The organism is Actinoplanes sp. NPDC004185 (assembly GCF_053603475.1).
This window is the reverse complement of sequence record NZ_JBSGFR010000026.1, coordinates 115,778-137,890: the sequence shown is the minus strand read 5'-3', so window position 1 is coordinate 137,890 and position 22,113 is coordinate 115,778. Positions and strand designations below refer to the sequence as shown.

Below are 22,113 nucleotides of genomic sequence, written 5' to 3'. Positions count from 1 at the left end.
CGGCTCGTAGTGTCGGCGAAACATTTGGAGAACGTTACCCACGCCACTCCGGTCGCCTGGTCGGCGGCGGCTCCGCCCCTCCCTGTTCGTGCCCGCCCGGTCGGCGGCGTGTCGATGAAACGATTCAAGCGAAGTGGGCCCCCGTGACACCTGATCTCGAAGTCCGGCCACCCGGCCACGCCCCACCGGCCCCGCGGGCATCGCGGCGGCGGGTCGCCCCGCCCTGGTGGTTCATGCTGCCGGCGCTGGCGCTGTTCACCTTCGTCGTGCTCGTGCCCAGCGCCCGCGGCGTCTACTACGCGTTCACCGACTGGGACGGCCTCGACCCCGACTTCGCCGTCGTCGGCCTGCGCAACTTCGCCGACCTGGCCGGCGACGCCGACGCGCTGCAGGCCGTGTGGCACACCCTGGTGATCGCGGTGGCCATCACCGTCATCCAGAACGGCATCGGCCTGCTGCTCGCGCTGGGCGTGAACAGCATGATCAAGACCCGCAACGTCCTGCGGGTGCTGCTGTTCGCCCCGGCGGTCATCACGCCCATCGTGACCGCCTACCTGTGGCGCAACCTGCTCGGCCCGGACGGCGCGGTCAACAGCGTGCTCGGCGCGGTGGGGCTCGGTTCGTGGCGCCAGGACTGGCTGGGCGACCCGGACCTGGCGCTGTGGATGATCGTGCTCGTCGTCGTCTGGCAGTTCGCCGGCTACTCGATGGTGATCTTCCTGGCCGGGCTGCAGTCCATCCCGCGCGAGATCTACGAGGCCGCGGCGATCGACGGCACCGGCGCGGTCCGGCGCTTCTGGTCGATCGTGCGGTCACTGCTGGCGCCGGCCATCACGATCAACCTGATGCTGTCGATCATCGGCGGGATCAAGCTCTTCGACCAGGTGTACGCGCTCACCGGCGGCGGCCCCGGCCACGCCACGGACACCATCTCGACCCTGATCTACAAGGACGCCTTCACCCTCGGCGAGTTCGGCTACAGCGTCGCCCTCGCCGTCGTGCTGACGGTCATCGTCGCGGTCATCTCCGCCGGGCAGTACGCCGTGCTCTCCCGTAACGAGAGGGCGGCCTCATGAACCGCTACACCAGACGTACTCTCGGCCTCGAAGCGCTCATGATCGCGGTCGGCGTCGTCTTCGCCTTCCCGGTCTACGTCCTGGTCAACCTGGCCGTGCGGCCCGCCTCGGACACCTCGTCGCCGATCCGCCCGACCACCGCCCCGACGCTGGGCAACTTCACCGAGGCCTGGCAGGCGGCCGGCCTCGGCGGCGCCCTGGTCAACAGTGTGCTGGTCACCGCGGCCAGTGTGCTCGTCGTGCTGGCGGTCTCGGCCCTGGCGGCGTACCCGCTCGCCCGGTCGACCGCCCGCTGGTCCCGGGGCACCTACCTGCTGATCATGCTGGGCCTGATCCTGCCGTTCCAGCTCGCCTCGCTGCCGCTCTACCAGACCGTGCGGGACCTGGGCCTGCTCGGCTCGGTGTGGTCGCTGATCCTGTTCTACTCCGGCCTGCAGGTGCCGTTCACGACCTTCCTGTACGCCGGGTTCCTGCGCGCCCTGCCGGCCGACTTCGAGGACGCGGCGTCGATCGACGGCGCCACACCGCTGGAGACTTTCCGCTACGTCGTGTTCCCGATGCTCAAGCCCATCACGGTCACCGCCCTGGTGCTGAACGCGGTCGCGGTCTGGAACGACTTCTTCACCCCGCTGCTGTATCTGAGCGGCAGCGACCAGCAGACCATGCCCGTCGCCATCGCCGGCTTCGTCGGGCAGTACGTCTCCGACTGGAACCTCATCTTCGCGGCCCTGCTGATCAGCATCGTGCCGGTGCTCGCGGTCTACCTGGCCCTGCAGCGCAGCATCATCAACGGCTTCGCCGGAGGGCTCAAGGGATGACACCGTACGGCCTGACCACCGAACAACGCACCGAGCCGCTCGGCCTCGGTGAGCGACAGCCCCGGCTGTCCTGGAAATTGCGCAGCGACCGCCGAGGCGCGGCGCAGACCGCCTACCGCATCACGGCCGAGGTCCTCGGCCGGATCGTCTGGGACACCGGCCGCCGCGAGAGCGACGAGACCCTGCTGGTGCCGTGGGACGGCCCGGTCCTGCAGTCGGCGACCCGCTATCACTGGCGTGTCCAGGTGTGGGACGAGACCGGTGCCGAAGCGGGACAGGCGCAGAGCTGGTTCGAGACCGGTCTGCTGCACCGCGACGACTGGAGCGCGGTGTGGATCGGCCGCGACCCGGTGACGCTGCCGCCGGTCGACCCACCCACCGACGAGGAACGCTCCTTCCCCGACCCGGCCGTGGCACCGCTGTACCTGCGGCGGGAATTCGAGCTGGCCGAGCCACCGGTCCGGGCCCGGCTGTACGCGACGGCCCACGGTGTCTACGAGCCCGGTCTCAACGGCGAGAAGATCGGCGACCACGAGCTCGCGCCCGGCTGGACCGAGTACCACCACCGCCTGCAGTACCAGACGTACGACGTCACCGGGCAGGTGCGCGCCGGCGTCAACGTCCTCGGCGCGATCGTCGCCGACGGCTGGTGGAGCGGCCACGTCGGGTTCGACCCGAGCTGGCCCGCCCGGCACTACGGCACCGCGCCGGCGTACCTGGCCCAGCTGGTGCTGGACTTCGCCGACGGCTCCCGGCGGGTGATCGCCACCGACGGCGACTGGCGGGAGCGGCCCGGCCTGATCCGGTCGGCGGACCTGCTGATGGGCCAGTTCGTCGACGCCGGCCACCACGCCGGTCCGGCCGCGCCGGTGGCTGTGCTCGACACCGAACCCGGCCCGCTGGTGGCCGAGCCGGACGAGCCGATCCGGGTCACCGCCGAGGTGCCCGCCGTGGCCGTGGAGCGGCGCGGACCCGGGCGTTTCATCGTCGACTTCGGACAGAATCTGGTCGGCCGCGTCCGGCTGCGGATCCGAGACGCCGAGCCGGGCCACCGCATCGTGCTGCGCCACGCCGAGGTCCTGACCGGCGGCGAGCTCTACCTCGACAACCTGCGCCGGGCCCGGGCGACCGACACCTACGTGACCGCCGGCGGCGACGAGGTGTTCGAGCCGCAATTCACCTTCCACGGCTTCCGGTACGCCGAGATCACCGGTCACCCCGGCGAGCCGGCCGCCGCCGACGTGAGCGCCCGCGTCCTGCACAGCGACACGCCGTCCACCGGTCGGTTCGCGTGCTCGGACCCGATGGTCGAGCAGCTGCACGCGAACATCGGCTGGGGGCAGCGCGGCAACTTCGTGGCGGTGCCCACCGACTGCCCGCAACGCGACGAGCGGCTCGGCTGGCTCGCCGACGCCCAGGTCTTCGCGCCGACCGCGACGCGCAACGCCGACGTGTCCGCGTTCTTCGCCCGCTGGCTGCGCGATGTGATCGACGGGCAGAACGCCGACGGCGCCTTCCGAGACGTCGCGCCCGTCCTGGTCCTCGACCGCGAAGGCGCGCCGGCCTGGGGCGACGCCGGCGTCATCATTCCCTGGCTGCTCTGGCGCACCTACGGCGACCGGCGCACCCTGGAACGCAGCTTCGCCGCGATGGCCGCCTGGGTGCAGCACATCCGCCGGCACAACCTGGACCTGCTCTGGCGGAACCGCACCGGCAATTCGTACGGCGACTGGCTGCAGGTCGACGCCGACACCCCCCGCGACGTGCTCGCCACCGCCTACTTCGCCCACAGCGCGCAGCTCGTCGCGGACGCCGCCGAGGTGCTCGGCCGGGACGCCACGCCGTACCGGGCACTGCACGCCGCCATCCGCAAGGCCTTCATCGACACGTACGTCGATGCGGACGGCGCCGTAGAGGGTGGCACCCAGACCGCGTACCTCCTGGCCCTGGGTTTTGATCTGCTTCCGCCGGAGCTGGCCGGCGCCGCGGTGGGCCATCTGGCCGCCGACATCGAGAAACGCGGCAACCGGCTCACCACCGGCTTCGTCGGCGTGTCCCTGCTGTGCCCGGTGCTGTCGGAGCACGGCCGCGCCGATCTCGCCTACGCCCTGCTGCACCAGGACGAGTTCCCGTCCTGGGGCTACTCCATCCGGCACGGCGCCACCACCGTCTGGGAGCGCTGGGACGGCTGGACCGAGCACGGCGGGTTCCAGTCCGCCGCGATGAACTCCTTCAACCACTACAGCCTCGGCAGCATCGGCGACTGGCTCTACGGCCACGTCGCCGGGATCGACCAGACGCCCGGCTCGGTGGCCTACCGCGAGCTGCTGCTCAGGCCACAACCCGGCGGGCGGCTCACCTGGGCCCGCGCCGAGCAGGAGACCGCCCGCGGGCGCGTCGCCTGCGGCTGGTCCCTGGACGGCGAGCTGCTCACGGTCACCGTCGCGGTGCCGCCCGGCAGCACCGCCGTCCTGGAGATCCCGACCTCCGACCCGGGCAGCGTGCGCGAGAGCGGCGCTCCCGTCCCGGCCGAACCGTCCGCCCGCGGAGCCACCGTGCGACTGACGTCCGGCCGTTTCACCTTCACCGCCACCTCTTATTGATCTCCAACGTGGGAGCGATCATGAAGACACGCAGACTCGCCGCCGTGGTCTCGGCCCTGACGGCGCTCACCCTGGCCGCGGCGTGCAGCAGCGGTACCGAAGCCAACTCCGACAGCGGCGACTCCAATGTGCTCACCCTCGCCTCGGTCGACCAGGGCTCCATCGAGGATGTCGTCAAGGCGTTCGAGGCGGCCAACCCCGGCGTCAAGGTCACCCTGACCACCGCCGGCGCCGACCAGTACCAGCAGCAGATCCGTACCCAGCTGTCCTCAGGCACCGCGCCGGACGTGATGACGGTCTGGCCCGGCAACGGCAACCCGGGCGCCACGTACGTCCTGGCCAAGCCCGGCTACCTGCTCGACCTGTCCGGCCAGCCCTGGGCGTCGCAGCTGCCGCCGGCCTTCCAGAAGGTCGCCCAGTACGACGGCAAGACCTACAACGCGCTGTTCGGCCTCAACGGCATCGGCGCCGTCTACAACGACCAGGCCCTGAAGAAGGCCGGCCTGACCGCGCCGGGAACCTGGACCGACCTGCTCACCTTCTGCCGCGCGGCGACCGCCAAGGGCACGCCCGCGTTCGCCCTGGGCATCCAGGACAACTGGGTCACCCAGCTGGTGCTGTACGCGCTCGCCGCCGACGTCGTCTTCGGCGCCGACAAGGACTTCGACACCAAGATGCAGAACGGGCAGGCCACCTTCGCCGGCTCGCCGTGGACCACCGCGATGGCCAAGTACCAGGAGATGAGCAAGGCCGGCTGCTTCCAGAAGAACCCGCTGGGCACCAGCTACGAGGCCAGCCAGACCCTCGCCGCGACCGGCAGGACCCTCGGCGTCGTGCAGGGCAACTGGATCATCGGCCTGCTCAAGCAGAAGAACCCCGGCGGCACCTTCACCATGAAGCCGCTGCCCGGCACCGACGACCCGGCCACCTTCCTGATGCCGGCCGCCGCGGGCGCGGGCTACGGCGTCAACGCCAAGGCCAAGAACAAGGACCTGGCCCTGAAGTTCATCTCGTACGTGATGTCGCCGGCCGGCATGAAGGTGTTCAACGAGAAGCAGGGCAGCCTGCCCACCCTGCAGAACGCCGGCACTCAGGTCGACCCCGGCCTGACCGAGCTGACCACCTTCGTCAAGGACAACCGCACGGTGCCGTTCATGGACCAGCTGTGGCCCAACGCCAAGGTGCAGCAGACCATGCTCAGCGGCCTGCAGGAGGTCTTCAGCAACCAGGCCACCGCCGACGAGGTCCTCAAGGACATGGACGCCGAATACAAGAAGGGCGAGTAACGGTGATGTCCCCGATCGGACGACCCGCGACCCTGATGACGGCGGCACTTCTGCTCACCCTCGGCGCCGCGGTGCCGGCGCAGGCCACCGGGCGGTCATCCGGTGATGTGCGGGTGGTGCGGCTCAGTGTGGATGGCCGGTACGACTGGCCCGTGGGTCTCGGCAATGTGCGGCCGACGCTGGCCTGGCAGATGGTGCAGACCGGGCCCTGCCGGCGCGCTGTCTGCCCGGGGGACCGGCAGACCGCGTACGAGGTGCAGGCCGCCGCCACCGTGGCCGAGCTGCGCGCCGGGCGGCTCATCTGGCGTACCGGCCGGGTGTCCGGTGACCGCCAGCAGGTGCGGTTCGGCCGTGACCTGGGCTCCCGGGACACCGTCGCCTGGCGCGTACGCGTCTGGGACGCCGACCGCAACCCGTCCGCCTGGTCCGCGCCCGCCCGCTGGAGCATGGGTCTGCTCGACCCGCGCGACTGGGGCGCGGCCCGCTGGATCGACTACCCGGACCGGGCCGAGAACCAGCCGATGCCGATCTTCGCCCGCCCGTTCCGGGTTCCGCACGGCAAACGGGTCGCCGACGCCCGGCTCTACCTGTCCGGAGTGGGCCTGCATCACGCCACCGTCAACGGCCGGGAGATCACCGACGAGGTCCTCGCGCCCGGCAACTCCAACTATCAGCTGTCCACCGAGTACCGCACCTACGACCTGACCGGGGCGGTACGGACCGGCGCCAACCTGCTCGGCGTCGAACTGGGCAACGGTCCGGCCTACGTGCGGCGCAGTGTCACCAACCCGGGTGTCGGGCGGACAGCGCCGTACTCGTGGTGGCAGAGCCAGCTCAAGGGCAACGGCACCCTGGCGGCGGAAGCCCCGGCCGGCGCGACGACGGTGACGGTCAGCGACGTCGCGGGGTACCACGTCGGCGGCACCGTCAACGTCGACACCGGCGGGGGAGGGGACCGGCTGGAGTCGCGGGTCATCACCGCGATCGGGGCGGACAGCATCACGTTCACGCCGGCCCTCACCCTCGGCCACCCGGCCGGTGCCACGGTGACCGGCTCCGGCAACAACATCGCCGCCAGCGACGCCAGTGCCGGGGCCGCCGTCACGCCGCGGCTGATCGGCCGGCTGGAGATCACCTACCGGGACGGCAGCTCCGACACGATCGTGACCGACCGGTCCTGGCGGACGGCGCTCGGCCCGCTGGTCACCGACGCCTGGTACTCCGGCTCGGACTACGACGCCCGCCGCGAGCAGCCGGGCTGGAACCGGCCGGGCGCCGACCTCGGCCCGTCGGCCACCCGCCGCGACGGCACCCCGACCGGCTGGGTCAGGGCCGGCCTGGCGCCGCCGCCCAACCTGGCCACGAAGCTCGTCGCCCGCGCCGCCGAGCCGGTCACCGTGCAGGAGGAGTTCGAGCCGGTGGCGGTCACCAACCCGGCTCCCGGCACGTGGGTGTTCGATCTCGGCCAGAACATCGTCGGCTGGCCGCGGCTGAACCTCGATCGCGTACCGGCCGGCACCACGGTGAAGATGGCCCCGGCCGAGTCGCTCAACGCCGACGGCACCGTCGATCAAGCCTCGCTCATGGGCGGCGGCGGCTCCCGCGGCACCGACCTGTTCAACACCTACACCGCGGCCGGTGCCCGTACCGGGGAGAAGTGGCATCCGCAGTTCAACTACTTCGGCATGCAGTGGGTCCAGGTCACCGGTCTGCCGGCCGGCTACACGCCGGGCAAGGACGTGATCACCGGGGTACGCCTGCAGGCCGACACCCCCGTCGCGGGCACCTTCAGCTCGTCGAACGCCCGGGTCAACCGCATCCACACCATGGCGCGGTACTCGTTCGCGGCCAACATCATGTCGGTCTTCACCGACTGCCCCGGCCGCGAGAAGCTGTCCTACCCGGCGGACTACACCATGCCGATGGGGGCCATCCACCGCGACTTCCAGCTCAACGCGTTCCTGCGCACCACCATGCGGCACCTGGTCGAGGGGCAGTCGCTGGCCGACACCCCGATGGCCGGCAACGTCGCGCTCAAGACGCCGGTCTACGACTGGGGTTACACCGGCCGCTTCGGCGACGAGATCAACTGGGGCGACGCCATCGTGCTGGTCCCGGCCATCGCCAACCAGCTGTACGGCGACACCGACCTGATGAGCGCGTACTACGACCGCATGGTCCGCTTCGTCGACTACCTGCAGCGCCAGAAGGTCAACGGCTTCATCGTCGACGCGGCGCTGGGCGACTGGGTGGGCGACGAGCCGACCTCCGGGCGGATCACCGGCACCTGGGGCTACCACCTCACCATCCAGGCGATGGCCCGGATGGCCACCCTGACCGGGCACACCGCGGACGCCGCCCGCTACGCGGCCCTGGCCGAGCAGATCAGGACCGCGTTCCACGAGGCCTTCTTCAACGAGGCGCTGGGCCGCTACACCACCAACGGCAACAACGGTACGGACGGCGCCTCCCAGACCGCGCAGGCGCTGGCCCTGGACGCGGGCCTGGTCCCCGCCGACAGCCGCGGCAAGGTCCTGAACGCTCTCGTCGAGCTGGTGTACGCGTACCACCCGAACGGCACGGGACCGCACCTCAGCGGCGGCACCATCGGCATGGGACCGATCGTCCGGGCGCTCATGAACGGCGACCGCGACGACGTCCTCTGGGAGGTGCTGCAGCAGGACGACCAGCCCGGTTACGGCTACTTCCTGGCCTCCACACCGGCCAACCCGGGCGGCATGACCACCATCGGCGAACGCTGGAACCGCGGCGACTCCAAGAACCACATGATCCTGGCCCAGATCGAGGAGTGGTTCCACGCCGGGATCGCGGGCATCCGGGCCGGCCGTACCGCGTACGGCAGCCTGATCTTCCAGCCCAAGCCCGTGGGCGACCTGACCAGGGCGAGCGGCTCCTACGAGACCGCGCAGGGCACCGCCCGCAGCAGCTGGGTCAAGCAGGACGGCCGGTTGTCCCTGGCCGTCACCGTGCCCGCCAACACCCGCGCCGAGGTGTGGATCCCGGCGCACAGCCGGCGGGACGTCACCGCCTCCGGGCGCGCCACGTTCCAGCGCATCGACGGTGCGTACGCCGTCTACGCCGTACCGGCCGGGCCGCACACCTTCACCGCACGCTGAGGAGAAACCGATGAACCCGAGAATGACCCGCCGGGCGCTCCTCGGCAGCTCGCTGGCCGTGGCCGCCGTGGCCGGGGCGCCGCTGCCGGCTCAGGCCCACGGCGGCCGGCAGACCGACGAGGCAGCCACCCGCTACGGCAAGGTACGCGGCCGGCGCGAGGACGGCATCGTCAAGTTCCTCGGCGTCCCCTACGCCACCCCACCGCTCGGTGACCTGCGCTTCAAGGCCCCGAAGGCACCCCGGCACTGGTCCGGGGTCCGCGACGCCGTGAGCTTCCCCCGGCCGGCGTTCCAGGTGGCGGGGGCCGAGATGGGCCCGGGCGGCAACGGCCGGATGCCGGCCCCGGCCGAGGACTGCCTCTACCTCAACATCTGGACCCCGGCCGCCGATCGCCGCCGACGTCCGGTGATGTTCTACAACCACGGCGGCGGCTACATGATCGGCTCCGGCTCGGCCACCGGCCAGGACGGCACCCGCCTGGCCCGGCTCCACGACGTGGTGGTGGTCGAGTCCAACCACCGGCTGGGCCTGCTGGGCTACCTGTTCCTGGGCGACCTCGCCCACGGTGACTATGCCGCCAACCAGGGCATGCTGGACATCCTGGCCGCCCTGCGCTGGACCAGCGACAACATCGGCAACTTCGGCGGCGACCCGGACAACATCATGGTCTGGGGCGAGAGCGGCGGCGGCGCCAAGACCGCGGCCGTCTACACGATGCCCAGTGCCGCCCGGCTGTTCCACAAGGCCTCGATCGAGAGCGCCGCGCCGCTGCGCTTCCCGACGCGCGACGGCGCCACGGCCCGGGCCGAGCGCACCCTGGAACTGCTCGGACTGACCAGGGCGGACATTCCCCGGCTGCACAGCATTCCCGCCGCGAGACTCCTGGAGGTCCAGCAGTCCGAAGCCGCGAACGGGGTAGCGCCCTGGGGCGACCCCGATCCGCTGCCCGGCTTCGGTGCGTTCGTCGACGGCCGGGTCATCCCGCGCCACCCGTTCGCCGACGGTGCCGCACCCTTCTCCGCCGGCAAGCCGCTGATGGTCGGCACCTGCCGCGACGAGACGGTGTTCTTCAGCCTCTTCGGGCCACCCGACATCTTCGGCATCGACGAGGCCGGCCTGCGGACCAGGCTGGCCGGCACCTATCACGGCGCCGAGCTCGACCGGATCATCGCGACGTTCCGCCGGTCCCGGCCCACCGCCACCCCGGCCCAGCTGTACTTCGCGATCACCACGTCGCCCATCTGGCGTGACGCCATCACGATCGCGGAGACCAAGGCGGCCCAGCACGCCGCGCCGGTGTTCATGTACCAGCTGGCGTACCCGGACCCGACGCTGGTGCCGGGCACGACCTTCCCGCTGGGCTCGCCGCACGCCTCCGACATCCCCCTCAAGTTCGCCACCCTCCCCGGCGACCGGCCGGCCGGACAACTGGCGACCGCACGCCACATGAGCGGGCTGTGGGCCGGCTTCGCGCGGTACGGGCGCCCGGCCGCGCCGGGAGTGCCACGGTGGCCCGCGTACACGCGCAAGGAACGCGCCACGATGTGGCTCGACGCCGAGTGCAGGATCGTCCACGACCCGGACCGGGAGGAGCGGCTGTTCTGGCGCGACCGGGAATGAGGGCTCAGCTGCGCTAGCGTCGGAGCATGCGGATCCGGGTGCGCGGCAGGCAGGCCGGCCGGCGCACCGACCTGCTGCTCGGGCTGCTGCTGGTCGCCGGCGTGCTGACCGGGCTCGGCGCCAACACGATCGGCGTCAACTGGTGGCTGGACCTCATCCAGCTGCACGCCGCCGGTGCGCTGGCCGTCCTGCTGGTGACGCCGTGGAAGTACGTGGTGATCCGCCGCGGCCTGCGCCGGCCGCGGCGTCGCACGGCGATCAAGGTGCTGTCGCTCACCCTGGCGGGGCTCGTGGTCATCACGATCGCCAGCGGCCTGATCCATTCCACCGGGCACCTGGAACGGGTCGGCCCGCTCACCCTGATGCAGATCCATGTGGGCGCGGCGGTGGGCGCGCTGGCCGCCGTGATCGCGCACTTCCTGCTGCACGCGGTCCGGCCCCGGCGCGCCGACGCGGACCGGCGGGCGATGCTGGGCCTGCTGGCCCTCGGTGCGGGCGCGGCCGTGGCCACCGCCGCCTGGGACACCGGCCCGGCGACCGACCGGCGGTTCACCGGCTCGGTGCCCGAGGACGAGCTGCTCTTCACGTCCTGGCTCAACGACGGCATCCAGCGCCTCGACCCGGACGGGTGGACGCTGCGAGTCGGCCCCGCGGCCTTCGACCTGTCCACCGTGACCGGCCTGCCGCACGAACGGTTCACCGCGGTGCTGGACTGCACGAGCGGCTGGTTCAGCAGCCAGGAGTGGGACGGCGTACGGCTGAGTGACCTGCTCGCCGCGGCGGGAGTTGCCCGGGGTGAGTGGCGCAGTGTGGAGGTGCGGTCGGTGACCGGCTACGCCCGCTGGTTCGGGGCGTCGACGCTGGACGACGTGTGGCTGGTGACGGCGGTCGGGGGCCGCAGCCTGCCGTACGGCAGTGGCTATCCCGCGCGGATCGTCGCTCCCGGGCGGCGCGGCTTCTGGTGGGTGAAGTGGGTGACCTCGATCCAGCCGTCGGCCCGGCCGGCCTGGGCCCAGTCGATCTTCCCGCTGAGCTGAGCCGGCAGTTCGCCGCGCCGGTCCCGGAGCCAGATCGCCGTCCGGGCCCGGCTCACGCCGGCTAGGTAATTCGCCCGACAAGCGAGCCAGGGAAGCCCGTGCTGCCTCGGTAGGACGACCGATTCGGCCCCCCGGCCCGGCCCATAGCGTCGGGGCATGTCCGACGAAGAGATTCTCGGGACTGCGCTCCCACCCGTACCCGCGAGGCGTCAGCCGGCTCGGGGTCGACCGGCCGGGGATCCTGGGTGTCGATCGCCGTGGTGGCCGTCAGCGGCTGACGGTGCGGCCAACGGCGACCGTGGCTGATCCGCTCACGACGGTGGGGTGGGAGACGCGCACGGCTCCCACCCCACCTGATGTCACGTCAGAAGCTCAGGCCACAGATGAACCGGAACTTCTCCCAGGACTTCACCACCGACCGGTTCGAGTCGAAGGCGCCGGTCGACCGGCCACCGCCGTCGACCGCCGTCAGGAAGTGACGGTCGAAGAGCTTGATGCCGACCGTTCCGTCCCCCTGCCCGACGAGCTCGAGCGTCTCCCAGGTGCCCAGCCTCGTCGCGTCGGTGTGCAGCACGTCGGTCACCTGGTTGTGGGTGAGCCCGCCGCTGTTCACCGCGGTCACGTAGTTCGCGGAGCGGGTCCTCAGGTCGACGTGCACCCCGTCGCCGACCGGCTCGAGGGTGAACTTCTCGTTGGGGCCGATCACGGTGGCGTCGGTGCGCATCACGCTCGTGATCCGGCCGCCGCCACCGACCGCCGTCACGAACCGGCCGTTGTCGACCTGGATCGCACAGATGCTGCCGTTCGGCGGCGGCGGCGCCGCCTGGGCCGGACCGGCTCCCGCCACGGCTGTGGTGCCCGCCAGGGCACCGGTCACCACGACGGCCGAGATCTTGCTGCGAAGCTTCACTGTTGTTCGTCCCCCTTTTCCCGGATGCCGCCGGGACGGTGGGCCGGCAATGCGCCGCCCCGGTTCCGAGAGTGCGGGGCAGACGGCGCCGGGGACGGAATCCCGGACGATCCCGTACGGCGGTCGCGCGGGTTGCGGACAGATGCGGTGACGGGGCGGCCGGGCCGGTGTTGGGTGATGTCGTGACAGCGAGTCGTGCGGCTCATGCTTTTGTGGTGCTTCCCGACCCGGGCCGGGCCGGCACCCTCGACGAGATCGCCGAAGGGTTGCGTCAGCTGAAGGTCTGGGCCGGTAGCCCGTCCTACGACACGATCAAGGACCGGATCAACGACGCCTGGCGGGCGGCCGGGCGGCCCGGCGGCGAGCTGGCCCGCAAGGCGACCGTCGCGGACTGTTTCAAGGCCGGCCGGCGACGGCTGAACACCGAGCTGGTGATCGCCGTCGTGCGGGCGTTGCACCCCGATGTCGGATACGTGACCCAGTGGCGGCAGGCGCTGCGGGTGATCGGCGGCGAGGCCCAGGCTTCGGCCCAGGTCCGGGTCCAGGACACGCTGCCGCCGGACCTCGCCGGCTTCGCCGGGCGCGATGCCGAGGTCGGGCGGCTGCGGCACGTGCTCCGGCCCGCCGGGCGCAGCGGCGATGCGGCCGTGGTGGTCGCCATCGCCGGCATGGCCGGGGTGGGCAAGACCCGCCTGGCCGTCCACGTCGGACATCTCCTCGTTCGCGACGAACCCTTCGACCGGGTCCTGTTCGTCAATCTGCGCGGCTTCCACCCGGATCCGGCGCAGCCGCCGGCCGACCCGGGCGCGGTGCTCGACGCCTTCCTGCGGCTGCTCGGGGTGCCGGCCCAGGAGATCCCGTTCGAGCTCGCCGCCCGTACGGCTGCCTTCCGGGCCCGGCTGGCCGGCCGGCGAACCCTGGTGGTGCTCGACAACGCCGCCTCGGCCGACCAGCTCCGTCCGCTGCTGGCGGACGCGCCCGGCTGCGTCATGCTGGTCACCAGCCGGCGCAGTGTCGCCGACCTCCACCCGGCGATCCAGCTGACGGTGGAGGTGTTCTCCGCCGCGGACGCCGAGCAGTTCCTGACCCGGTCGGCGCCGGACATCCCGGTCGGCCCGGACAGCGGCGCGACGGCCCGGATCGCCCAGCGCTGCGGCTATCTGCCGCTCGCCCTCGGCCTGCTCGCCGGACACATCCGCGGAACGCCCGGGTGGACCCTGACCGACCACGCCGACCGGCTCGACGAGCGGCACCGGGACCGCCGCCTGGACACCGGCGTGCGGCTCGCGTTCGACCGGTCGTACGAGCACCTGGCCCCGTACCAGCAGCGTGTGCTGCGGCTGGCGGCGCTGCACCCCGGTCAGGACCTGGATCCGTACGCGGCCGCCGCTCTCGCCGCGACCGACGTGGCCACGGCCCGGTCGGCCCTGGACGATCTCTGCCGGCACCACCTCGTCCAGCGGGCCGGACCGGGGCGGTACACGTTCCACGACCTGATCGCGGTCTACGCCGCGGACCGGGCCCGCGACCAGGACCCACCCCGCGCTGTGCACGCGGCCCTGACCCGCATGACCGAGCACTACCTCGCCGCCGCCGCCGCGGCGGTCGACACGCTGTATCCGGCCGAGGCCGGCCAACGACCACGCGTGCCCCGGCCCGGCACGCCGTCTCCGGAGGTCGGCGAGGCCGACGCCGCCCGGGCCTGGCTCGACGCCGAACGAGCCAACCTGGTCGCCGTGGCGGTCCACGCCGGGACGTCCCACCTCATCGGTCTGTCGACCATCCTGTACCGGTACCTCGACGGCGGATACCCGCACGACGCGCTGGTCCTGCACGCCCTGGCCCAGCACCGCGCGCAAGACACGGGCGACCCCGCCGGCGAGGGGCACGCCTTCCTCGGCCTGGGCACCGCCCACCTGCGCCTCGGCCGGTACGAGGCGGCCACGGACCACCTGCGGTCGGCGCTGGAGCTGTTCCGCACCGCGGACGACCCGGCCGGCCAGGCGCGGGTGCTCGGCAACCTCGGCAACATCGAGAAGCGGCTCGGCCGGTTCGGGACCGCCACCGCCCATCACGAACAGGCGCTGGCGCTGTTCCGGCGGGTCGGTGACCCGGCCGGCGAGGCCCGCTCGCTGGTCAACCTCGGCGTGGTCGAGACCCGCCAGGGCCGGTACGCCGCCGCCACCGAGTACCTCGGGCAGGCCCTCGAGCTGTGCGGGCGGGCCGGTGATCCGGTCGGTGCGGCCGACGCCCGGGCCACCCTCGGCTACGTCGAAGCCCAGCTCGGCCGCTACCGCTCAGCCGTCGAGTACGGCGAGCAGGCGATCGCCGGATACCGCACGCTGGGCGACCGCGGGGCCGAGGCGGCCGCGATGGACGACGTCGGGATCGCGTACACCCGTCTCGGCGAGCCGGCCCGGGGAGCGGAGTGTCACCGTCACACGCTCGCCGTCGTACGCGAGAGCGGCGACCGCGACGCCGAAGCCTGGGCGCTCAACGGTCTCGGCGAAGCGGCCCAGGCCGCCGGCCGGGCGGCCGAGGCGATCATCCAGCACACCGCGGCCGACGCGATCGCCTCGGACATCGGCAGCCGCGATCAGCAGGCGCGAGCTCAGGCCGGCCTGGGGGAGGCCCACCGGGCATCGGCGGAGCCCGCCGCGGCCCGGTCGCACTTCGAACGCGCGCTGCGGCTCTACGCCGAGCTCGGTATGCCCGCCGCGGAGCGGATCCGTGAGCGGTTGGCCGCCCTGTCCGCTGATCTCGAGGACGCGGCCGGACCGTGCCAAGGTTAAGCGCTGCCTCCGGCGACGAGTAGCCGTGGTCTTGATACCGTGGCCGGTCCCGGGGGTGAGCATGGTCAACGTCGTTGCACGCCAACCCGTACGCTGGCCCGCCGTCGTGGTGGCGGCGGTCGGGCTCGGCGTGTTCGCATTCGCGGCCGACGGCATCGATGGCCTTGCCGGGCGGGTCGCGATCGCGGTGGTCAGCAGTGGCCTGGCATGGGGTTCTGCGGCGTTGCTGGCCGGTCGGAGTGCCACCAGCCGGCGCGGGGCGGTGACCAGTGCGACCGTGCTGCTGGTGTCAGCCACGCTCGTCTACTACCTGCTGATTGTTGTAGTCAGCCGTCGCTGGAGCGGCGGCTGGCTGGCGGACGGGTCATCGGCGGACGGGTATGCCTTGCGTTCGCTGGCGATCACGACCGCCGCATGGCTACTGATCTCGGTGCTCGCGGGAGCCGTGCTCGGCCTGCTCGGTCAGCTGACACGCACCGCCCCTGTGCCGAGAGCGGCGCTGGCCACAGGCGCCGCCTATGGTTTGTTGTCCGGACAGGGCTGGCAAGAGGTCACTACGACACCATCCTGGCTCCCGTGGACGGCCGGCGGTCCGGACGCCGCCTTCTCTTTCGGTATCGGTCCCGCGGAGATGATCCAGGTCATCGTCCCGCTCGTGGTCCTTGTGTGGCTGGCGACGGTCCAACGCCTCTGGCATGCCTGGCCGATCTTGTTCATCACGATGATCGTCACCGGGACGCTGAGTGCGCTGTGCTGGCACCTGCTCCGGGCTGCCGCGGACCACTTCGGCTGAACGCTCACCCCACGAGGGCAAGAGAATTGCCGGGCATAGCCACGCCCGGCAACGGCCGGTCGTGCCGGAGTTCGGGGTGCTCGGTCGGCGGTTGGGCCGTGTTCGGTTACTTCCTATTAGCCACCGTGGTGGCTTGCGGCATGCCATCACTCGTCGTGGGCGCGCCAGACACGCTCGAACTCGGCCTCCGTGATCTCGAAGGTGCTCCAGTCCTCGTCCGAATCGTAGAGGCTGGCTTCGCTGAGACCTCCGTAGCGGTCCTCACTGTGTCCTGGGCCGTACCGAAGCACGCGGCCCACGTCGTACCGCTGGATTTGGCGGACGGGCCAGCCTTCGTCGTCGGTTTGGAAGTGCCACAGCGAGTGGCCCCAGCCATCGAACTCGTCGCCGCGGGGTTCGTCCCAGCGGCGGCGATAGAAGTGGTTCGGCACAGCGAAAGGATACGGCCGGACGGCATCCTCATTCGCCGCCGAGCGTGCTCACGGGCTGACGACGGCCGTCGCACTCGGGGGCCGGTGATCGGGTAGCCGGCGTCTTGAACTGTGGGGACCAGGGTGCCGGCATCTGGGTCGTTACCCTGCTGCGGGTGAGTTACGACCTGTACTTCTGGCCGTCCGGTGCGGCCAGCAATCCTCGTGGGCTGGCTGCACTGCTTGCGGATGAGGAGGCCGGCAGCCTCCTTCCGGATCAGAGAGTGTTGGCCTTTCGCGCTGAACTGCTGCGACGTTGGCCTGACCTTGCCGACAGGATCGCTCCGTGGCATCACGATCTGGGCTCGCGGCAGCCATGGGGCCGCACCGACCTCGCCGATCGGTTCGTCGGAGTGACTCTGCCCTATGGCTGGGCAGATACCAGCGCACTCCCTTGCGTGGCCGGCACATTCGGACTCGACTCGTACGACCCGCAGTCGGACGAACTGCTGTCGTACGGGCCGCGGCCGCAGGACGGGGGAGTTCTCGACGGCGTGGCGGAGGTCAGTGGATGGGTGAACGAGGAACACGTCGTGCGGTTGTTCCGGCAGATCAGCACCTACATCGGCTACGCGTACGACGATCTGGACGAGGCGGCACTCACCGGTGCGCTTGACGGCACCGATGACGAGGCAGCCGACGGCTGGTTCGACTACCCGCTGACAGGCACGCCGCCGCTGTTGATCCTGCTGGCGCAGCCACCGGGTAGGGCGGTGGTCAGCGTGCGCGTCGAAGGCACCATGGATCGGGTCCTGGCCGCGCGGATCGAAACGCTGCTGGACCTTTTGTAGCGACCCGGATCTCATCCCAACGACAGCGAAGAAAGCGGTTCGGCACCGTAGCGTGACGTCCTCACCTGCCGCTGAGAATTCGATGCACTCCTCTGCTGTCGGCAGGACACCGCCTCCGACCAGCGGTCGCGGCCATTGATTGGGATGCCGGCCGTGGGCACACGGACGTGTTCAATATGGAGCGCCGACGACGGCGGGCCCCTACACGGCTTGGCTGGAGGGTGGTGGATAGTACGGGGATGGCGGTCTTCACGGAGGAAGAAGAGGAACGAGGGCGCATCGATTGGGAGGTGTTCCACGACGGTGGCGTTGGCGCGTTCCGGTCGGCGAAGGCGTTCGATAGTGCTATCCGTGAACTGCGCGATCGAGGTTATGGTGTCGCTGAGGTGTCAGGTCGGGCGTCATCGGCCCGACCCGTCGGCGCCGAGTCGCATCCGGCGCCGGCTGATGCGCACTATCAGCCGGCCCCGTTCCTGACGGACTTGCTCAGCCAGGTCTCGATGCGCTACTGCGGATGGTCGGCCAAGAACCTCGATGCGTTCTGTGACACGCTCCGCTCCATCGACTTCGACGGGGTGACCGGGTGGGTCCTGGCCCTGCGGGACTTCGACCGGTACTTCGAAGCCGATGCCCGGCTGGCGGCCGGTGCGATCGACGTGATCGCGCAAGTTTCACGTGAGCACTTGATGCGCGGCCACAGGCTCCTGACGCTTCTGCACGCCGAGGGCCAAGCTGTGGACCTCGGGAAGATCGGCGGATTCAAGGTGTGGTGGCAGTAGCGGCGACGTTCCCGCCTTTTGCTACCGCCAGGACCAAGATGCAGTTGACCCACACGCCGCCGAGCGCGCGCGCAGCCACATCTTTCGCCGGCCTCAGGGGCCCTAGCATCTGCCGGATGGTGCGCTTGGATCGGCAATGGTGGGCGGCTTGGGACCACGACTTCACGCCTCACGGAGTCTGCGACAACGAGACGTACAGCCGTCTGCCGCGGCTTCCGGAACACTTGTTCACTGGTGACTTCAGCTGGCTGACCGCTGACACCGCCGGCCCGGACGCCTGCTACACCGAGCCCGGGGTGGAATCGAAGCTCGCCATGCGTGAGGTGGAGCACCGGTTGGCGCGTTCGGGCCTCTACCTGCCTTCCGCCTTCGTCTCCTTCATGACCAGTGCCGCACTGCAGCAGCGAGTTCCGTCCTGCACCGGTAACGGCTGGGAGATGTCGGATCCGGCGCCGAGCCCGTTCGAAGAACACGGTCGGCTGTTGCGGTTCATGCACGACTCCCAGGGATGCTCGTACACCTACCTCTACCTTGCCGCGGACGGCTCCTGCCCGGTCGTCGGTAGCAGTGAACTGTTCACCCCGGAACCGGGCGAGGACTCCCCGGAGGTGTCGTTGGGGTCGCCGACCGAGTACCGGGAAACCACGTTCTGGATGGCGCCGGACTTCGAGCAGTTCCTCTTCCGCTACTGGGTCGAGAACGTCATGTGGTTCCACCTCGTCGACCAGAAGCGCCCCGCCGCTGAACTGCCTGCCCTTGCGTTGGAGTACTACACGCGGCTGCAGGACCCGGATCGCGCTCCGCTCGACATCTGGCCGGCATCACTGTCCTGGACGAGGAACAACCCGGACCAGCCCACACTCTGGTAGCCCGCGACCGCAACGCCGATTTTCGGCAATGCACCAGACCTGCCGTAACACTTTTCTGAGCATCTTTTTTCCTGGTGCGCATTGTCATCGCCGAGTGGTGAGCACGGAAATTGATCCCCGGGCATCCGTACGACAATGCATTGACCGACGCCAATCGGCAGTTATAACGTATGACGTCTTACGTCGATGCCGGCAACGAGCAGCGCGGGACTCCCACCACCCCGCCGGACGAGCTTCCGACCCGCATCCCGTCCTCGAAGCTGCCCACTCAGAAGGCGACCGCCCTATGACAATGCGCGCGTTGACCGCCACGGCGGTCGCATTCCTCCTGGCCGCCGGCACCGCGGCGACCATCGCCGTCCCCGCCTCACCGGCTGCCGCGCATCCGGTCACCGCGGCCGACTTCCAGCAGGTGGAGCTGGCCCGGGGAGTCGCCGAGCTGGGCGAGCCGATGTCGATGGCGGTGCTGCCGGACCGCTCGGTGCTGCACACCGCCCGCAACGGGGTGCTGCGCCGGACCACCGCCGCCGGGGTCACCAGCGTGATCGGGACCCTGCCGGTCTACACCCACGACGAGGAGGGACTGCAGGGCGTGGGGGTGGATCCGGGCTTCTCCACCAACCGGTTCATCTACCTCTACTACGCCCCGCCGCTGTCCACTCCGGGCGGGGACGCGCCCGCCACCGGGACGGACTTCTCAGCCTGGAACGGCGTGAACCGCCTGGCCCGGTTCACCCTCAACGCCGACTTCACGCTCAACATGTCCAGCCAGGTGACCGTCCTGGAGGCGGCCACCAACCGCGGGATGTGCTGCCACGTCGGCGGCGACATCGACTTCGACGCGGCCGGCAACCTGTATCTGTCCACCGGCGACGACTCCAACCCGTTCGACTCGGGCGGTTACACGCCCATCGACGAGCGCAGCAACCGCAATCCGGTCTACGACGCCCAGCGCACTGCCGGCAACACCAACGACCTGCGCGGCAAGGTGCTGCGGATCAAGGTCAACCCCAATGGCACGTACGCGATCCCGTCGGGCAACCTGTTCCCGCCCGGCACCGCCGGCACCCGGCCGGAGATCTACGCGATGGGCCTGCGCAACCCGTTCCGGCTCAGCGTCGACAAGCCGACCGGCGTCCTGTACGTCGCCGACTACGGGCCTGACGCCGGCACCACCACCGCGACGCGCGGACCCGCGGGCCAGGTCGAGTTCAACCGGATCACGTCGGCCGGCAACTACGGCTGGCCGTACTGCACCGGTTCGAACACCACCGCGGAGACGTACGTGGACTACGTGTTCCCGTCCGGGCCGTCGGGGAACCGGTTCAACTGCGCCGCGCCGGTCAACAACTCGCCGCGCAACACCGGGCTGACGAACCTGCCGCCCGCGCGGCCCGCGTGGATCAAGTACGACAACTGCTCACTCGCCGCGTTCGGCTGCGGGTCCGAATCGCCGATGGGTGGCGCGGTGTACCGCTACGACGCGGCCAACCCGTCCTCGGTGAAGTTCCCCGCCGCTCTCGACGGGCACTATTTCGCCACCGAGTTCGGGCGGCGCTGGATCAAGACCATCGACGTGAACGCCGACGGCTCGGCCGGGCAGATCAGTGACTTCCCGTGGCGGGGCACGCAGATCATGGACAGTGCCTTCGGCCCGGACGGCGCCCTGTACGTGCTGGACTACGGCACCGGATGGGGCAGCGGGGACGCCAGCTCCGCGCTGTACCGCATCGAGTACAACCCGGCCGGCAACCAGGCGCCGGTCGCCCGGGCCGGTGCCGACCGCACCTCCGGGGGCGCGCCGCTCACGGTCAACTTCTCCGCCGCCGGTTCCTCGGACCCGGAGGGCGGGGCGCTGAGCTACTCGTGGAACTTCGGCGACGGCAGCACCTCCACGCAGGCCAATCCGAGCCACACCTTCACCGACAGCGGCCAGCGGGCGGTCACCCTCACCGTGACCGATCCGGCCGGCCGTACGGGCAGCGCCACGGTGACCATCACCGTCGGCAACACCGCTCCCACCGTGACCCTGAGCACGCCGGTCGACGGGTCCCTGTTCGCCTTCGGTGACAGCGTGCCGTACACGATCACGGTGTCGGATCCGGAGGACGGCACGGTCGACTGCGACCGGGTGAAGCTGACCTACCTGCTCGGCCACGACGACCACGGCCACGCGATCAGCTCGCGGACCGGGTGCTCGGGAACGCTGCCGATCCCGGTGGACGGCGAGCACGACACGGCGGCCAACCTGTTCGCGGTCTTCGACGCCGAGTACACCGACAACGGCGCCAACGGCCAGCCGGCGCTGACCACCCACGCCCAGAACGTGCTGCAACCCCGCCACCGTCAGGCCGAACACCGCAACACCCAGTCCGGCACCACCGTGTACAGCAAGGCGGCCGCCGAGGGCGGGCAGACGGTCGGCGACATCAACAACGGCGACTGGATCGCGTTCCAGCGCTACGCCCTGGCCGGTGAGAACAGGTTCACGGCGCGGGTGTCCTCGGCCGGCTCGGGCGGCACGCTCGCAGTGCGCACCGGCTCACCGACCGGCACCGTGCTCGGCACGGTCACCGTTCCGGTCACGGGTGGCTGGGAGACCTTCACCGAGGTGTCCACCGCGTTGTCCGCGGTTCCGGCCGGCACCACCACGCTGTATCTGACCTTCCAGGGCGGCAGCGGCACGCTGTTCGACGTGGACGCGTTCAGCTTCGGTACGGCCCCGAGCAGCGGCGCCGGCCCGATCACCGCGGCAGCCGGCAAGTGCGTCGACGTCAACGGCGCCGGCACCGCCGACGGCACGAAGATCCAGCTGTGGTCCTGCAACGGTGGCGCCAATCAGCAGTGGACCCGTACCGGCACCACCTTGCGGGCGCTCGGCAAGTGCATGGGCGTCGCCGGTGGGGCCACCGCCGACGGCAGCCTGGTGCAGCTGTCGACCTGCACCGGCACCGGCGGGCAGAACTGGACCGCGGGCGCCAACGGCTCGCTGGTCAACGCCGGGTCCGGCAAGTGCCTGGACGCCAACGGCGGCAGCTCCGCGGACGGCACCCAGTTGATCATCTGGACTTGCCACGGCGGCACCAACCAGCGCTGGACCCTGCCATGACCGGATCTGCCTCGAGAGGAAC

Annotated in this window: 15 protein-coding genes; 13 read left to right on the top strand and 2 right to left on the bottom strand. The window is 70.8% G+C overall.

Features of this window, described 5'->3' with window-relative positions; translation table 11 throughout:
* The first annotated feature begins 143 nt into the window (after window positions 1-143).
* Genes ACWEOZ_RS26060 through ACWEOZ_RS26030 form a run of 7 tightly spaced genes read left to right on the top strand, consistent with a single transcriptional unit; the run spans window position 144 to window position 11,578 of the window.
* Window positions 144-1,076: a carbohydrate ABC transporter permease gene (locus tag ACWEOZ_RS26060; RefSeq protein ID WP_451913285.1), complete on the top strand. Its 933-nt coding sequence runs from the start codon at window positions 144-146 to the stop codon at window positions 1,074-1,076.
* Window positions 1,073-1,894, top strand: coding sequence for a carbohydrate ABC transporter permease (locus tag ACWEOZ_RS26055; RefSeq protein WP_451913284.1), 822 nt, complete (start codon window positions 1,073-1,075; stop codon window positions 1,892-1,894). The genes ACWEOZ_RS26060 and ACWEOZ_RS26055 overlap by 4 nt, the downstream gene beginning before the upstream one ends.
* A complete protein-coding gene (locus ACWEOZ_RS26050) occupies window positions 1,891-4,497 on the top strand; it encodes a family 78 glycoside hydrolase catalytic domain (protein WP_451913283.1) in 2,607 nt (868 codons plus the stop codon). Before ACWEOZ_RS26055 ends, ACWEOZ_RS26050 begins: the two co-directional genes overlap by 4 nt.
* Window positions 4,498-4,517: 20 nt before the next feature.
* A complete protein-coding gene (locus ACWEOZ_RS26045) occupies window positions 4,518-5,783 on the top strand; it encodes an ABC transporter substrate-binding protein (protein ID WP_451913282.1) in 1,266 nt (421 codons plus the stop codon).
* A gap of 35 nt (window positions 5,784-5,818) precedes the next feature.
* Complete coding sequence (locus ACWEOZ_RS26040) at window positions 5,819-8,920, top strand: family 78 glycoside hydrolase catalytic domain (protein ID WP_451913281.1); 3,102 nt, start codon at window positions 5,819-5,821, stop codon at window positions 8,918-8,920.
* A 10-nt stretch (window positions 8,921-8,930) separates the two neighbouring features.
* Complete coding sequence (locus tag ACWEOZ_RS26035; RefSeq protein WP_451913280.1) at window positions 8,931-10,541, top strand: carboxylesterase/lipase family protein; 1,611 nt, start codon at window positions 8,931-8,933, stop codon at window positions 10,539-10,541.
* Between the two features lie 26 nt (window positions 10,542-10,567).
* Window positions 10,568-11,578 carry a molybdopterin-dependent oxidoreductase gene (locus ACWEOZ_RS26030; RefSeq protein WP_451913279.1) on the top strand — a complete coding sequence of 337 codons (1,011 nt, stop codon included), beginning with the start codon at window positions 10,568-10,570 and terminating at the stop codon, window positions 11,576-11,578.
* A gap of 364 nt (window positions 11,579-11,942) precedes the next feature.
* On the opposite strand, the gene ACWEOZ_RS26025 is transcribed toward ACWEOZ_RS26030, so the two are convergent.
* The gene (locus ACWEOZ_RS26025) at window positions 11,943-12,488 is read right to left on the bottom strand and encodes a fascin domain-containing protein (RefSeq protein ID WP_451913278.1); all 546 of its coding nucleotides are present in this window, start codon (window positions 12,486-12,488) and stop codon (window positions 11,943-11,945) included.
* 215 nt (window positions 12,489-12,703) lie between these two features.
* Here ACWEOZ_RS26025 and ACWEOZ_RS26020 point away from each other — a divergent pair, with 215 nt between their 5' ends.
* Complete coding sequence (locus ACWEOZ_RS26020; RefSeq protein WP_451913277.1) at window positions 12,704-15,280, top strand: tetratricopeptide repeat protein; 2,577 nt, start codon at window positions 12,704-12,706, stop codon at window positions 15,278-15,280.
* Between the two features lie 61 nt (window positions 15,281-15,341).
* Entirely contained in the window at window positions 15,342-16,073 is a 732-nt protein-coding gene (locus tag ACWEOZ_RS26015; RefSeq protein WP_451913276.1) for a hypothetical protein, read from the top strand.
* 146 nt (window positions 16,074-16,219) lie between these two features.
* Here ACWEOZ_RS26015 and ACWEOZ_RS26010 read toward each other — a convergent pair whose 3' ends face one another.
* Window positions 16,220-16,504, bottom strand: a complete 285-nt coding sequence (locus ACWEOZ_RS26010) for a hypothetical protein (protein WP_451913275.1) — start codon at window positions 16,502-16,504, stop codon at window positions 16,220-16,222.
* 155 nt (window positions 16,505-16,659) lie between these two features.
* Between ACWEOZ_RS26010 and ACWEOZ_RS26005 the strand changes: the two genes are divergently transcribed.
* From ACWEOZ_RS26005 to ACWEOZ_RS25990, 4 genes are all read left to right on the top strand, one after another.
* Window positions 16,660-17,334: a hypothetical protein gene (locus ACWEOZ_RS26005; RefSeq protein WP_451913274.1), complete on the top strand. Its 675-nt coding sequence runs from the start codon at window positions 16,660-16,662 to the stop codon at window positions 17,332-17,334.
* A gap of 239 nt (window positions 17,335-17,573) precedes the next feature.
* Window positions 17,574-18,113: a hypothetical protein gene (locus ACWEOZ_RS26000; protein ID WP_451913273.1), complete on the top strand. Its 540-nt coding sequence runs from the start codon at window positions 17,574-17,576 to the stop codon at window positions 18,111-18,113.
* Window positions 18,114-18,229: 116 nt separating this feature from the next.
* Window positions 18,230-18,982: a hypothetical protein gene (locus ACWEOZ_RS25995; RefSeq protein ID WP_451913272.1), complete on the top strand. Its 753-nt coding sequence runs from the start codon at window positions 18,230-18,232 to the stop codon at window positions 18,980-18,982.
* Between the two features lie 292 nt (window positions 18,983-19,274).
* Window positions 19,275-22,091 carry a PQQ-dependent sugar dehydrogenase gene (locus ACWEOZ_RS25990; RefSeq protein WP_451913271.1) on the top strand — a complete coding sequence of 939 codons (2,817 nt, stop codon included), beginning with the start codon at window positions 19,275-19,277 and terminating at the stop codon, window positions 22,089-22,091.
* Window positions 22,092-22,113 lie beyond the last annotated feature (22 nt).